Source organism: Mesorhizobium sp. 2RAF21 (genome assembly GCF_052115345.1).
Lineage (GTDB): Bacteria > Pseudomonadota > Alphaproteobacteria > Rhizobiales > Rhizobiaceae > Mesorhizobium > Mesorhizobium terrae.
Genome location: NZ_JBFRGM010000002.1, coordinates 372,496 through 386,276, shown reverse-complemented (window position 1 = coordinate 386,276; position 13,781 = coordinate 372,496). Strand labels below are relative to the sequence as shown.

The window sequence follows — 13,781 nt, the reverse complement described above, 5'->3', positions numbered from 1 at the left end:
TGTCGTGCAGAAACGAGAGATCCATGAGGCGGTCCTCTCGCTTCAGAAGCGGTAGCGCAGGTCGAGGCCGACATGCACGCTGTTGCCGATGGCCTTGTCGCCTGAGATGCCGTTGGCGAACACGTCGACGGAGGCCTGCTTGGTGAAGCGGTAGCCAAGCCGTGCGCCATATTCGAGCCAATTGGCGTTGACAGCCCCGCCGGCGAGCACACCGATACCGGGCACCCCAGCCTTCAAGCTGGACTTGGCGCCGAAACCATGGGCGCCGGCCAGCCATAAGGTGGCGTCGACGTCGGCGGTGAAGGCATGCGTCACCTGACCGCGTAGCTTGACGACATCGGCGCTGTCAGTGCCCTTGAACACTGTCGCTTCGAACGGATTGCCGCTGGAGAGCGGTTCCCCGTACGCGTTCACCTTCAGCCATTGCCGGCCGAGTTCGCCGGAGATCGCGACCTCATCGGCCGGCGTGGCGAAAACCACGGCGCCGAGCCGGCCATAGACATAGCCGAGCGCGCCACTGCCGCCGCCTTCGCCGGTGGCGATCCCCGCGCCGTTAGCGTAGCTGCGGCTAAAGCGCAGACTGGCGTCGGGAGCGATCCAGCCGCCGGCCTCGACATAGGGGCTGACCCAACCGGAAATCGGCGGGGCGACGTAGCGCACCGCAGCGGCCACAGTGACAGCGCTCTTTAGGCTGGCGTTGCGATAGTTCTCTTTCTGATAGGCGATGCCACCGAGCAGGGTCAGGCCGTTGCCGAAGGCGATGCGGCTGAAGGCGCCGCCAGCGGCCGAACCGGCGGCGGCATAGAGGCCGATCTCCGAGGGCGCGCCGATCGGCAGGTTGGCACCGAGCAGAGGCGCAACCAGGCCATGCTGGTGGATGGCGAGACGGGCGCGGGAGAGGGCGAGATCGTCGATCGAGCCCTGCACGGCGGCGCGGGTGGTTATGCCCGCGATCGGCGAGATCACCACAGGCGGCGTGACGGGCGGACTGACTGGAGGCGTGACAGGCGGATTGACTGGCGGAGTTACAGGTGGATTGACCGGTGGGGTTACAGGCGGCGTCACCGGCGGGGTCGTCTGCTCGACATAACGCACTACATAGGCGTGCGAATTTAACGAGGGGCTGAACGTCCCGTTGCCGACAATGAATTGTCCGTCGCCGGATATCGCTTGCGCATTCGCCAGCGTGATACCGGTCATGTTGACCCCCGCATTTGCAAGGAGCGTATTGAGGTCGGCCATGCCGGTCGCTTGCGTCCAGCGAAAGGCATGCACGCCACTGCCAGCTAGAGCGGAATAGCCAACGACGATGGAACCGTTGGCGCTCACGCCATAGGCGACAGAAGTATTTCCTCCAAGCGTGCCAAGATCGGCCATGCCACTGCCCTGCGCCCAGCGGAAGGCATGGAAGGTCGCGTCTCCGGTCGTCGTTGAATTGCCTACCGCCACCAAGCCGTCGGCATTCGTTCCGTATGCTGTGGCAATTGTGCCGCCGAGCGTGCCTATGTCTGTCATTCCGCTGCCTTGGGTCCAGCGGAATGCGTGCTGGGCAGTATTTCCAGTCGTGGCCGAGTTTCCGACGATGACGAGGCCGTTCGAACTGACGGCGTATGCGACAGAAGAATTTCCCCCAAGCGTACCAAGATTGGTCATGCCATCGACCTGAGTCCATCGAAATGCGCGATAGAAACTGCTGCCGGTGGGGTTGGCGCGACCGACAATGACCGAACCATCGGAACTCGTGCCATAGGTGTAGAGCTGATTGCCGCCCAACGATCCGATGTCCACCAGTCCCGCTGCCTGTGTCCAGCGGAATGCATGGAAAACGCCCGCGCTGTTGCTTGAGTCCCCGACGACGACTGATCCGTCGGCGCTCACCCCGCGCGCGTATGATTCCACGCCTCCGAATGTGCCAAGGTCGATCATGCCGCCGGCCTGTGTCCAGCGAAAGGCGTGGGTCGATGATGGAGACGACGATGGAGAGGAGTCGCCGACAACCACCGAGCCATCGGAACTGAGCGCAAATGCGCCGGAAAAACTGCCGCCGAGCGTGCCCAAATTGAGGGGCGTCGTCGCTGTTTGCGCCTGTGCTGGCACCAGCACACCCGATGCCACCAATGCCAAGGTTGAGATGCCCGCCATTGCTCGGCATCTGAAAACAAACTTGTTCTTCTCCATGCGCTATTCGCCCCCGACCGATTCTCCCAAGAATTGGGGAAAAACATGCGGTCTTGAGGTCGAATTGTCTCTCCTCGGAAAAGAGGAGAGATGACAAAAAAGTCTCTAAAAGACTAGGACAACCCGCTAAACACAAGGCGGGCGATCGCCTGCGCGCGTGTTCTGGCCCCGAGCTTGCGGCGAGCCTGATCGATGTGACTTCGTACCGTGGTTTGCGATACGCCGAGCAACGTGGCGATGGCCGCATCGGTCTTGCCGGCCGCCACCCAGCGCGCGCATTCAAGCTCGCGATGTGTGAGGGTCGCCTGCGGGTCGGCAACCGGCGCAACGCCGGTCAAAGTGCGGCAGCGTTCATGTGTCAGAAATGAAAGCTGGTGCAATTCGCGGCGCAGCGCGGATGGCACCGGCCGTTCCTTGCCCGCCATTGCGACAAGTCCGAAGTAGCCGCCGGGCCCATGGATCGGCACCGAGAACCCATCCGTCCAACCCCATTCGGCGGCGGTATCCCAAATGTCCTGTTCGGCGCGCGACAAGATGCGCTCGGCCTTCGCTTCAAGCCAGGTGAAGGGCGCGATGCGCCGTCTGGCCTCGGCGACGACATAGTCGGCGGCGACGAAATTGCGCCGAGCATAGAGTTCTATCCAATCCGGCGGCCAGTCCTGAAAGAAGAAATGCGTTTCCGGTCCCTTGTCGGTCGGCAGAAACGCGCCGCAGGCGCTGGCCGTGTAGCCGAAGGATGCAATACGCTCCTTGAACAGGGTCCTGACAGCCTCGATCGTCGTGCACTCCTCAAGCACGGCAGAGAATTCTCCAATCATCACCCCCCCCGTACGTTCATATGAATTGCGCAATTAGTCAGAATTCGAAGATGTGCTGGCGGGCATACCGTTCTCTCATCCTACCGCATCATGCCGGACCGGCAGTTCAACCGGAAGGGGCAAACCAGCTCGGTTCGTCGCCAATCGCGGGTCGCCACACTTCGGCGGCAGGGGAAGATGATGCAAGAAACGCTCAACGACTTCATTGGTCATGCCATCCTGAACTCGGCTCTTGCAGCTTCAGGCGCGATGCCGTGAAGGCATGACGCGGCGACTGGGCGTCAAATCCGAAAGCGCCAATCCGCAGCCGCCCGCGACCGATGCTTAAGGGAGTGGTATGACGTAAACGAATTGCCTGGTTTTGCCGTCGTCGATGACCTTTGCCGCATCCGCGCCAGATCGCCAACACGCTCAACATCGAGTTGCAGGCCGACTGGCGCACCGGTCCGCGCATGTCAGAAGGCGACCTTGAGGCCGATCTGTCCGCCGTGGGTAATGCCGCCGTGCCCCATGATGCGGCCGCTATAGGACGCGGTGAGCGCGGTCGTGGCGCTGAGCGCCAGCGCGCCGTAGCCGCCCAGCTCGACGCCATAGCGGCCAAGGCCTGGCGCCTCGATCCCGAAGGAGCCCGGCGAGGAGAAGCCGGCGGCCGTCGCCCGGACCGATCCGTCGTGGTCGCCCAGCACGGCGAACCCCTTGACGCTCGCGCCGAGGCTCAGCGCCTGGCCGTTGTCGATGGCGAAGCTGTGCTCGGCCGTGAGGCCGAGACTTGGCCGGACCTGATTGCGCGTCGCCGATTCCACCGACAGCGGCAGCAAGCCGCCGCTCTCGGCGTAAGATGGCGAATTCCAGCCAAGCCAGGACAGACCGGCGCGCGGCGTGAGCGTCACCCCGCCGAGGTTGAAGGCATAGCCGGCGGTGACGCCGGCGCCATAGGTCGTGGCATCGAAGCTCGCGGTCGTCGCGTCGGAAATGCCAACCCATGAGCTGTTCGTATCGAAATGCTGGCGGCCGGCGAAGGCGGCGGCCGAGAAGCGCCAGGCGCCGGGTGAGTAAAGCGCGAACGCGCCGGCGCGGAATCCATCGCCAGAGGCGCTGTCGCGCGAAGTGGCGTCACTCATCGACCAGGTCGTGCGGCCGCCTTCAGCGGCGAAGCCGACTGAGAGGTCCGGTGTGACGGTATAGCCCAAGCCGCCGCGCACGCCGCCGAAGCTGTAGGTCGATCCGGGCAGCGAGGCCGTCGCGCCGATCCGGCCCCAATAGCCTGTCCCTTCCAGAAAGACGGACCACCGCGAAGGCTTGCCGTCCACCATCACCGGCGCGCCGATGGCGGCCTTGCCCGGTCCGAGCAGCCGCGACAGGAAGATGTCGCTGGCGTCGAGCGCCACCACCTGCATCGCCGGATGCGCCGTGCCGATCGCGCGCACGACGCCAAACAATGTGTATTGCTCGAACTGCGTCGTGGTGCTGGTCGTCGTCGTGGCTTGGTCGATCGTGTAGGTGGTCACAATGTCGAAGTTGGTCAGAATTACACCGCCCGAGACAGTCAGCTTTACCGCAGTCGGATCCTGAAAGACGATCTGGTTGTTGCCGTTTAGGATCAGCGCCCCATTTGGTGCCAGGTTGCCCGATTGGCGAAAGTTGATGTTAAAACCCGGCAGGGACGCCGTGTATTGTGCAACTGGCGCGACGGCGGTGCAGCTCGGGGCCGTCGTGCCCGGCAGACCCGAAATGCCCGTGCAGGTGCTGCGCGTACCGATCTGGATGGGCGACTGGCTGGGACCGACGGTGACCACGGCTGCAGTCGATGTCGACGTACCGGCAAGACTGTAGAGCGTTGTCGAACTGGTTGCGGTGGTCGTGCTCGATGCAGTGAGAACTGGCGCACCGATGATGACTCCCGGCCCGCCCGCCGTGGTGATCGCCGCGCGCGCAGCCACCACCCCGCCCTGTGCGGCAGCATCGCTGTACGGCACCGAGAAGGTGTGATCGTAGAGCGGCGTACCGCCATTGAGCCTGCCAATGATCTCGGTCGCGTAAATTGTCGTGTTGGTCGTCCGCGTGGTGGGCGTGTTGAACACGACCTTTTCCTCGCTCGAGGTGCTCTGGGCACTATTGCCACCGGCACCACCTGGACACTGAGGATCGAAGACGGAGCAAACTCGTTGGTTAATCGGCGTGTAAGTTGGCAAACTCTGCGCATGGGCCGCGCCACCCGCGACCAATCCCGGCAGGGCAGTGCCCAGCGTTGCCGCAAGCACGCGGGCGACGGAAGCCGACCGCTTCCGTTCGCTCCGCCCCGCTCTACGCGCTGATCTCCGGTGCTGCTCCGAAGTCCGCTGATACCCCCAATGCAATTGGTCGCCCACCCCAGCACGCATCACGCCGCCGGTGCAGTGCTGGCAGCGTCCGTCGCCGCCGCAGAGCGCACAGGTGCGACCATCGGCCTGCACTCCGGTCCCGCCGCAACCGGCGCACCGTCCAGAGCCGTTGCAAAAATAACAGATCGCCATTCGCCCCCGACCGACTCTCCCAAGAATTGTGGAAAAACATGCGGTCTTGAGGTCGAATTGTCTCTCCTCGGAAAAGAGGAGAAATGACAAAAAAGCCTCTTCGCTTCTATTTCGCGCCGGAAGACTAGGACAATCCGCACAACACAAGGCGGGGGGATCGCCTGCGCGCGTGTTCTGGCCTCAATGGCTAGCAACGAAGGCGTTGGACTATTCTTGCTCGAGATCGCCTTAACCGACATTCGAAAATGTTCGGGCGGTGACCGAGGGGATGGGTTTGGAGTGAATGGAGACGTCGCATTCCTGGTGCCGCACAGCGCAAAGCCGGCTTCTGGGAATGAATGGCTGGGATATCGTGAGCGACCATAGATTCACCATAGGCTCCGGGAGCGGGCGCGCCGTGGCATCGAAACCCGAAAGCCGCCTTGGCGCGCCAAGAAACGCGCCCATCACTTTCGCCGTCCTGATTTTTCCGCAGTTTCCAATGATGGCGTTTTCCTCGATCATCGAGCCGCTGCGCGCCGCCAACGCATTGGCGAAGAAAGAGTGTTACCGCTGGCTCATCGTCGGGCCGGATGGCGGCCCGGTCGCAGCCTCCAACGGCGTCGTCATCCAGCCGGGCTTCGCCGCCGCCGCCAATCCGAACGCCGACCGCATCGTCGTGTGTTCTGGCGGTAATGCCGACCACCTGGTCGCCGACGATGCCGTCGCCTGGATCCGCAAGAGCTTGCGCGGTGGCACGCATCTCGGCGCGGTGGCTGACGCTGCTTTCTTCCTGGCCCGCGCAGGCCTGCTCGACGGGTACGCCTGCACCCTGCACTGGACCAGCCAGGCCGCCTTCACCGAAGCGTTTCCGGAGATTGAGCTGCGGCGCGACCTCTATGTTATCGACCGGCGACGCTTCACCTCCGCCGGCGGCGTCGGCGGGCTCGACATGATGCTGGAGATCATCACGGAGGACTACGGTTCGGAACTGGCGGCCGGCGTGGCGGAATGGTTCGTGCACAGCCCACTGCGCTCCAGCGTCGACCGCAAGCTGATGCCGCTCCGGCTACGCACAGGCGTGCAGAACGAGCTGGTGCTGTCGGCCATCGCCATCATGGAGGATGCAGTGGAGGAACGGCTCGCCATGTCCGATCTGGCGGCGCGCCTCGGCGTCTCACCGGATCGACTGGAGCGCAGCTTTCGTGCTGAACTTTCCATTCCACCCAACAGCTACTATCGCCGGCTGCGCCTGAAGCGTGCCGCCGATCTGCTGGCGCATTCGACACTTGCCGTGCGCGACGTTTCGTTGGCTTGCGGCTTCGCTTCCATGTCGAGCTTCGCGCGGGCATTTCGTGAACAATATGGCCGTACGCCGAAGGCGGCACGACGAAGTTAGTGTGGCGGATTGTTGAGCGATCCCTGCGGTATTCTGCACAATTGAAACGGACGGTTTGCCCCATTGTCCAAAGCCTCAGGAGGCGGACATGAGCATTGTGGTTTTTAACCCCGACAGCACCGAAGACGTCGATTTCAGGGATCGTATGCGCCACCCGGCGACAGCAGATCCTGCCGGCGGCATGTGGCTTTCCGACACTGAGCCTTCCTTCATTGACGCAGTTGCGCTGAGAAAAGAACGGCTTGAGCGGCTGCGCAGTTGGATGCGCGAGACAGGCTATGGCGCCGTAGTTTTGTTCGATCCCTACAACCAGCGCTACGCCACCGGCTCACGCAACATGTTCGGCTATTTCCTGCGCAATTCGACACGCTACTTCTTCATCCCCACCGAAGGGCCGATCGTGCTGTTCGAGTATCCACAGAGCTACCATGTCTCCATGGTGCTCGACACAGTCGACGAGGCCAGGCCTTCGAAACTGGTGTGGTCTTCGGTCTCCGGCCGAGACGACGAGACGGCCGGGCCTTTCGCCGACGAAATCGCTGATCTCTTGAAGACCCATGGCGGCGGCTCGATGAAGCTTGGGCTGGACCGCTGCAGCCACCTGCAAGCGCTGGCGCTGCAAAAACGCGGCTGCGACGTGAAGGATTGCCAGGGCGAGATACTGGCCGTGCGCGCGATAAAGACGCCGCAGGAAGTGAAATGTCTCGTCGCTTCGATGGCTGGCGCAGAGTCCGCGGTGGCGGCGGTGCGAGAAGCAATCAAGCCAGGCGTCGCCGAGAACGAACTCTTCGCCATCATGTATCACGAGGTGATCCGGCAAGGCGGCGAGTTCATCGAGACGCGGCTTTTGACTTCTGGCCAGCGCACCAATCCATGGTTCAACGAAGCGAGCGGTCGCAAGGTGCGGCCTGGCGAACTGGTGGCGCTCGATACCGATACGATCGGCTGTTATGGCTATTATTCGGATTTCTCCCGCACCTTCCGCTGCGGTCCAGGCAAGCCGAGCGACTATCAGAAGATGCTTTACGGCATGGCCTACGACCAGGTGCAGCACAACATTTCGATTGTGAAGCCAGGCATGGCGTTCCGTGAGATCGCGGAAAAGGCATGGAAAATTCCCGACCGTTTTGTCGACCAACGCTACACTTCCGTCATGCACGGGGTGGGCATGCACGGCGAAACGCCTTTCATTGCCCATTCCATGGACTACGAAACCTATGGTCGCGACGGCATCATGCAGCCTGGCATGGTGGTTTCCGTGGAAAGCTATATCGGCGAGAAGGGCGGGCGCGAGGGCGTTAAGCTGGAGGACGAGGTTTTGATCACCGAAACGGGGACGGAATTGCTTTCGCGCTTTCCCTATGAGGATGAATTCCTAGAAGGGCATGCATGATGAAGGCGCCTGTTTCTATCCCCCGTGGTGCGGCGGCCGCCATTTTCATCGACCTGCAGGAAGAACACCGCAAGGACAGCCGCTATCTGGTCGAGGGGTTTTCCGACTTGCTCGCCAATGTGCAGCGGCTGCAGGCGGCGGCACGGGCGAACGGCGTGCCGCTCTTTCATTGGGCCTATGTCGTTGATCTCGATACGCAGGAGCGCCCATTCCATCCGCTCGATGGCAACGGCAAATCGGCATTTTCCAGCAAGGACGATCCGCTGACGGCGATCTGCGCCGAAGTGGCACCAATCGAAGGCGAAACATTGCTGGTCAAGGCGCACGCCAGCGCTTTCCGCGCACCGGAGGCTGTCGAACTTCTCAGGGCGCGCGGCATCGAGTGGCTGATCGTTGCCGGGGTCTGGACCGAGGCCTGCGTCGACGCCACGGTGCGCGACGCGGTGACCGCCGGTTTTCGCGTACTTCTCGTCAAGGATGCCTGCGGCAGCGGAAGCGCTGCCATGCACCAAACAGCGATCCTGAATCTTGCCAACCGCCTTTATGGCGGCGCGGTGACCGATACCGGTACTGCCTGCCGGCTGATGGCTGGCGAAGTGGTGGCCACATGGCAGATCGAGGGTTCGGTGCCGATGCGCTTTACCTACGAAAATGCTGCGGAACTCTACCAATCGCTTTGAAATGCCGACGGGAGCGGAACCGCCGGAAATTCCGACTGGATCTTGAGGGACGATGGATCGCGGGAAATACGCGCAGCTGCTCGATCCGGAGTACTGGGCCTACATCGACGCGGTGAATGCACGGCATTTCTCCGCGAACGCTGGCATGCCCGTGGAACAGGAACGTGCCCTCTATGACGAAATGGCGGCCGCCTTTCATACCGGCCGCCCTGCCGGCGTCGAGACCGAGGACGGTGCGATCACGTTGGCGGATCGCGCAATCCCGTTTCGCCGTTATCGGCTGGATGGCCGCTCGCCGCGGGCGGCCATCCTCTATTTTCATGGCGGTGGTTTTGTGTTTGGCGGACTGGATAGTCATGATGACATCTGCGCCGACCTCTGTGGCGAGACCGGCTTTGCGGTGATCTCCATAGATTATCGCCTGGCACCGGAATATTTGCATCCCGCAGCTTTCGAAGATGCTGTGGCTGCTTTCGACTGGCTTGTGGCGGAGACCGAACTTCCGATCGTGCTGTGCGGCGAGAGCGCGGGCGGCAATCTGGCCGCCGCGGTGGCACACGCCACACGCGGCAGAGCGAGACCGGCCGTTGGCCAGGTCTTGATCTATCCGAGCCTTGGCGGCGACCCTTCGGCTGGGTCCTATATCGAACATGCCGAGGCGCCGTTGTTGTCGACCGCCGACCTCGCCTTTTACAAGCAGGTGCGCACAGCGCATACGCCACGAGGGGATGACGCGACACTGGAACCGCTGTGGGACAGTGACTTCACAGGATTGCCGACAACAGTGATCGTTGCCGCCGAATGCGATCCGCTGTCGTTGGATGGCGAAATTTATCGGAACCGCATTCTTGCCGCTGGCGGCACAGCGGCCTGGCTCAACGAAAGGCGCCTCACGCACAGCTTCTTGCGCGCTCGCAAAAGCACTTTGCGCGCAGGCGAGGCGATGGCTGATATCGTTGCGGCTCTTGTGGCACTGGGGGAGGGCCGCTGGCCGTACTGATCTCCTCGCGGTTGCGCGTGGCTGAGAGTGCGATCTGATGAACTACGGAACAGCGCACAAGATTTACGGAAATCGGAACATTCCCGATCGGGCTCCGGACTTATGCTTCGCTCCTACCAAGAACGCCCGGCAGCCACCAAAGCCATCAACAAGCCGGGGTCAGGCAGGGGAAAGCCATGATCAAGCTAATGTTGACCGAAAGGCCGCTGCACCCACTCGCAAAACCGACAGCGCGTGACTTCAAGACAGGCCTGATGAATCGGCGCGAATATCTCGCCACTATGGCTGCACTTGGCGTGAGTGCGGCCGGCGCCTTTGCAATAGGCGGTATCGCACCGACACCTGCCCGCGCCGAAGAACCAAAAAAGGGCGGCGTGCTCAGAGTTGCCATGAACGTCAAGGGGTTCAAGGACCCGCGTACCTTCGACGGTGTCGAAATGTCGAACGTTGCGCGCCATTGTAACGAATATCTCGTACGCTGGAACCGCGACTTCAGCTTCGAGCCCTGGCTATTGGAAGCCTGGGAGATGAGCAACGATGCCAAGACGCTGACGCTGAAGGTGCGCAAGGGCATCTCATGGTCGAACGGCGATGCTTTCAATGCTGACGACGTCATTCACAATCTGAACCGCTGGTGCGAGGCCGATGTCGCCGGCAATTCGCTAGCCACGCGCATGGGCGCGCTGGTTGATGCCAATTCCAAGAAAGCGGTTGCTGGCGGAATAGAGCGGGTGGACGACCACACCATTCGCCTCAACTTGCCGAAACCGGACATTTCGCTGATCGCCAGCATGGCCGATTATCCGGCGTTGATCATGCATCGCTCCTATCAGGGGGATGGTGATCCGAAAAAGGCGTTGGCCATCACAACGGGTCCGTTCGAACTGATGAACTGGGACGCTGAAACCGGCGCCGAGGTCAAGCGCAAGGATAAATGGTGGAAGGGCGAGGTCTATCTCGACGGCATCAAATGGGTGGACTACGGCTCGGACCCGAACGCGATGCTGTCGGCCTTCGAATCCGGCGAGATTGACACCAACCACGAGACCTCTGCTGACATTCTCTCTCAGACCGAGGCGATCAGGCTCGGCCAGTCGGAAATCGCCACCGGCTCGACCATCGTGGCGCGTTTCAACGTCAACAACGCACCCTATGACGACGTCAAGGTAAGGCGCGCGGCGCAGCTTGCCGTCGACAATGGCGCTGTTCTGAAGATCGCGCTCGACGACCGCGGCAAACCGGGCGAGAACCACCATGTCGCGCCGATCCATCCTGAGTATGCCGATGTCGGTCCGGCCGAGCGCAAGGTGGCCGAATCCCAGACGCTGCTCAAGGAGGCCAGCAAGACCGACCATGAGTTCGACCTGATCTCGGTCGATGTCGAGTGGCAGAAATCGACCGGCGACGCGATTGCAGCCCAGATGCGCGAGGCGGGGTTGAAGGTGAAACGCACTGTACTGCCGGCCGCCACCTTCTGGAACGACTGGAGCAAATATCCGTTCTCCTGCACGGAATGGCTCGGACGGCCGCTTGGCGTTCAGGTGCTGGCGCTCGCTTACAAGACCGGGGCCGCCTGGAACGAAAGCGCCTATTCAAACAAGGCGTTCGACGAACTGCTCGACAAGGCACTGGCCATGCCGGACGCCAAGGAGCGGCAGGGGATCATGGGCAAGATCGAACAAAACTTGCGCGATGCCGGCATCATCATCCAGCCCTACTGGCGCTCTGTCTATCGCAGCTTCCGCAACGGCGTGCACAATTGCGAGCAGCACCAGGCGTTGGAACAACACTTCGAGAAGGTATGGGTGGAGGGGTGAGGGCTTGGCGGGGGCGAAGTGCGAACCCAACAGGGCCTAATGCGTTTCAAATCTCGGAACGCGCACAATGCACTGGCAGTGTTGCGTTCTCATTTCGGTCATTTGTACGGTCCAAATTGTTTCCCAAAACCGGACATCTCCGGTGTGAATAGTCGCACTATTCGAATCTCTCGTGGTGCGCCATTTCACTGTAGAAGTATAAACGCCGAAAACCGCCGATTGTACGCTAGAAGCGGCAACAAGAGTTCGCAGCAGTTCCGACTTCGATCCCATGATACGCACCTCGTCGTCGGCAACTTCGGCACGCTGAGCCAGTGCGTGTAGGTGATCGCGGCGGTAGCCGCCGTTTTCCAACCGCATACGGCTGGCGCGCCGCACGGGCGAAGGTTTCGACCATATCGAGGCTGACAGCCTGATTACCGATACTATCAAGCGCGGCCTGGGCGCGCTCGGCGTCGGCCTTCGCCTGATCGCGAATTGCCTTGAGGGCCGCTATGCGCTCTTTCAGGGCCTCGTTGTTCAGATCGTCCACGCCGGATTCAATGGCGTCAAGCATTTCCAGATTTCGTCAGTTCATATTTCAATTCAGCCTCATCTTGGGATTCAGACGTATAGGTAGAGGCCACTTTGGGGAGGTTAAACCACGAGAGCCACTCGCTAACCATTGCAAGTCGTTCCCTATTAACAGAATACACTCGCGTTCTGCCGCTGCGGTTATGCTGAATCAGGCCAGCGTCCTCTAGCACGCGAAGGTGTCTTGTAGTGGTGGGCCAGGTGTGTGCGAAGCGGCCGGCAATCTCGCCAGCCGTTGCTTGATCGCGAAAATGTATGGTCATCAGAATTTGCCGACGTGCAGGATGCGCAAGTGCCGTGACCACGACATCGAGAGCCGCTAGCCTTGCCGCTGCATCAAATGTCAAAGCAGCTCAACCTCACAAATCGTCATATCCTCTAGAACTGGCCCCATCGGTTCCCACACAGACATAACTTCCGGGGTTTGATGAGCGACATCGCTAGCACCGCCGTTAATCCAGACGAAATACTCGATGTACTGCTCTCGCTCCTTGCGTATGTCATACGCCTTCCACACCTTGAATGGTTCCGAAGTAACTAAGCCCGACTTACGGAGAGCGCTTTCATGTCGCTTCACCAACTCCAGAAGCTCAGCTTCTTTGCCTTTGCGCGGAACGTAAGTGACTATGTTGATTACAGGCGCATCGGGATTTTCCCGCAGCCTAGCGCGATGCTCATGCTCGGTCATACCACAGCCTCCTTCAAAAATGGACATCAACAATTAGCACCTAGGCTAATAGAATGTCCAGATGTTAGTTTGCTGGCACGCTAGATACCACGTGGTGGGGTCGCCGTCCGCAGCCAGAGTTTGATGCGTACAACGAGATCTCCGGCTACACGCAACGCGTCCAGGAAGAGATTCTCAAGCGCTGCGATGGAGATCTTGAGCGTCTCGACGAGCTGGTCGAGGAGGCCCAGGAAGGGGTCTTCGACATCCGTCAGCGTGGGGCAGCCTCCCGGTGTCAATTGGTCAATGACATCGTTCAGGGGCGATTTTTGGAGTCCGAGTTCCCCGACCTTGTTAAGTCCGCCGCGCGCATCACTGGCAGCCCGGCGTCGAGATCGTCCATATTGCGCAACGCCGCGACGTCCTTTTGGCGTGCGCTGGCACATATTGACGAGTGAAGGGGCTATGCTGGCGCCAAATTCAGTTCCTGGTCGCTCATCAAACTGGATTTTATGCGACGAGCCGATCGTGCAAAATTCAATCAGCACCCCTGGCTGCTGGGAGCGCTTCGTGGAGCGGAAGATGCCACGTTTGTAGAGGATTCGCCCGTGAACCGTTTTGGGGAATCGGGCACAATGGTAGTGGCTTAATCAAGCGGGCGAGGTGCTCATGGAACTTCGCGCTGAGATTTGATGACGGCGCGAGCCAATATTTTGGATTTCTATCCCGTGACGTGCTTCCTTAAAATTGTAGCCTCATGGTTT

At 61.0% G+C, this 13,781-nt stretch carries 12 protein-coding genes and 1 pseudogene; 5 read left to right on the top strand and 8 right to left on the bottom strand.

Features of this window, described 5'->3' with window-relative positions:
- Positions 1 to 42: 42 nt before the first annotated feature.
- The 4 genes and pseudogenes from AB4136_RS04600 to AB4136_RS04585 form a co-directional block, all read right to left on the bottom strand.
- On the bottom strand, positions 43 to 1,788 hold the full coding sequence (locus tag AB4136_RS04600) for a hypothetical protein (RefSeq protein WP_245317482.1): 1,746 nt from the start codon (positions 1,786 to 1,788) through the stop codon (positions 43 to 45).
- 30 nt (positions 1,789 to 1,818) lie between these two features.
- Positions 1,819 to 2,142, bottom strand: a pseudogene (locus AB4136_RS04595) (hypothetical protein); the annotation flags it as partial.
- Positions 2,143 to 2,291: 149 nt separating this feature from the next.
- Positions 2,292 to 2,996, bottom strand: a complete 705-nt coding sequence (locus tag AB4136_RS04590) for a LuxR family transcriptional regulator (protein WP_083237697.1) — start codon at positions 2,994 to 2,996, stop codon at positions 2,292 to 2,294.
- Positions 2,997 to 3,451: 455 nt separating this feature from the next.
- Positions 3,452 to 5,077, bottom strand: a complete 1,626-nt coding sequence (locus AB4136_RS04585; protein WP_065997579.1) for an autotransporter outer membrane beta-barrel domain-containing protein — start codon at positions 5,075 to 5,077, stop codon at positions 3,452 to 3,454.
- A 913-nt stretch (positions 5,078 to 5,990) separates the two neighbouring features.
- On the opposite strand from AB4136_RS04585, the gene AB4136_RS04580 reads away from it, so the two are divergent.
- From AB4136_RS04580 to AB4136_RS04560, 5 genes are all read left to right on the top strand, one after another.
- Entirely contained in the window at positions 5,991 to 6,887 is an 897-nt protein-coding gene (locus AB4136_RS04580) for a GlxA family transcriptional regulator (RefSeq protein ID WP_245317492.1), read from the top strand.
- An 88-nt stretch (positions 6,888 to 6,975) separates the two neighbouring features.
- Positions 6,976 to 8,280, top strand: a complete 1,305-nt coding sequence (locus tag AB4136_RS04575) for a M24 family metallopeptidase (RefSeq protein ID WP_065997578.1) — start codon at positions 6,976 to 6,978, stop codon at positions 8,278 to 8,280.
- Complete coding sequence (locus AB4136_RS04570) at positions 8,280 to 8,960, top strand: isochorismatase family protein (RefSeq protein WP_065997760.1); 681 nt, start codon at positions 8,280 to 8,282, stop codon at positions 8,958 to 8,960. The genes AB4136_RS04575 and AB4136_RS04570 overlap by 1 nt, the downstream gene beginning before the upstream one ends.
- Before the next feature lie 52 nt (positions 8,961 to 9,012).
- On the top strand, positions 9,013 to 9,960 hold the full coding sequence (locus AB4136_RS04565; protein ID WP_065997577.1) for an alpha/beta hydrolase: 948 nt from the start codon (positions 9,013 to 9,015) through the stop codon (positions 9,958 to 9,960).
- A 179-nt stretch (positions 9,961 to 10,139) separates the two neighbouring features.
- On the top strand, positions 10,140 to 11,777 hold the full coding sequence (locus tag AB4136_RS04560) for an ABC transporter substrate-binding protein (protein WP_065997755.1): 1,638 nt from the start codon (positions 10,140 to 10,142) through the stop codon (positions 11,775 to 11,777).
- Between the two features lie 226 nt (positions 11,778 to 12,003).
- Here the strand turns inward: AB4136_RS04560 and AB4136_RS04555 are convergent, their stop codons facing one another.
- The 4 genes from AB4136_RS04555 to AB4136_RS04540 all read right to left on the bottom strand — a co-directional run bounded on the left by AB4136_RS04555 (position 12,004) and on the right by AB4136_RS04540 (position 13,565).
- Positions 12,004 to 12,333: a hypothetical protein gene (locus AB4136_RS04555; protein ID WP_137901761.1), complete on the bottom strand. Its 330-nt coding sequence runs from the start codon at positions 12,331 to 12,333 to the stop codon at positions 12,004 to 12,006.
- Complete coding sequence (locus tag AB4136_RS04550) at positions 12,326 to 12,655, bottom strand: metalloregulator ArsR/SmtB family transcription factor (protein WP_353844571.1); 330 nt, start codon at positions 12,653 to 12,655, stop codon at positions 12,326 to 12,328. Before AB4136_RS04550 ends, AB4136_RS04555 begins: the two co-directional genes overlap by 8 nt.
- 38 nt (positions 12,656 to 12,693) lie before the next feature.
- Entirely contained in the window at positions 12,694 to 13,038 is a 345-nt protein-coding gene (locus tag AB4136_RS04545) for a hypothetical protein (RefSeq protein ID WP_083237693.1), read from the bottom strand.
- A gap of 80 nt (positions 13,039 to 13,118) precedes the next feature.
- Positions 13,119 to 13,565 (bottom strand): hypothetical protein, encoded by a 447-nt coding sequence (locus tag AB4136_RS04540; RefSeq protein ID WP_137901762.1) that lies wholly within the window; start codon positions 13,563 to 13,565, stop codon positions 13,119 to 13,121.
- Positions 13,566 to 13,781: the final 216 nt, after the last annotated feature.

Coding starts and splice junctions, on each gene's coding strand:
- AB4136_RS04570 (WP_065997760.1), top strand. CDS start 8,280: ATGAAGGCGCCTGTTTCTATCCCCCGTGGTGCGGCGGCCGCCATTTTC.
- AB4136_RS04565 (WP_065997577.1), top strand. CDS start 9,013: ATGGATCGCGGGAAATACGCGCAGCTGCTCGATCCGGAGTACTGGGCC.
- AB4136_RS04580 (WP_245317492.1), top strand. CDS start 5,991: ATGATGGCGTTTTCCTCGATCATCGAGCCGCTGCGCGCCGCCAACGCA.
- AB4136_RS04545 (WP_083237693.1), bottom strand. CDS start 13,038: ATGACCGAGCATGAGCATCGCGCTAGGCTGCGGGAAAATCCCGATGCG.
- AB4136_RS04590 (WP_083237697.1), bottom strand. CDS start 2,996: ATGATTGGAGAATTCTCTGCCGTGCTTGAGGAGTGCACGACGATCGAG.
- AB4136_RS04555 (WP_137901761.1), bottom strand. CDS start 12,333: ATGCTTGACGCCATTGAATCCGGCGTGGACGATCTGAACAACGAGGCC.
- AB4136_RS04575 (WP_065997578.1), top strand. CDS start 6,976: ATGAGCATTGTGGTTTTTAACCCCGACAGCACCGAAGACGTCGATTTC.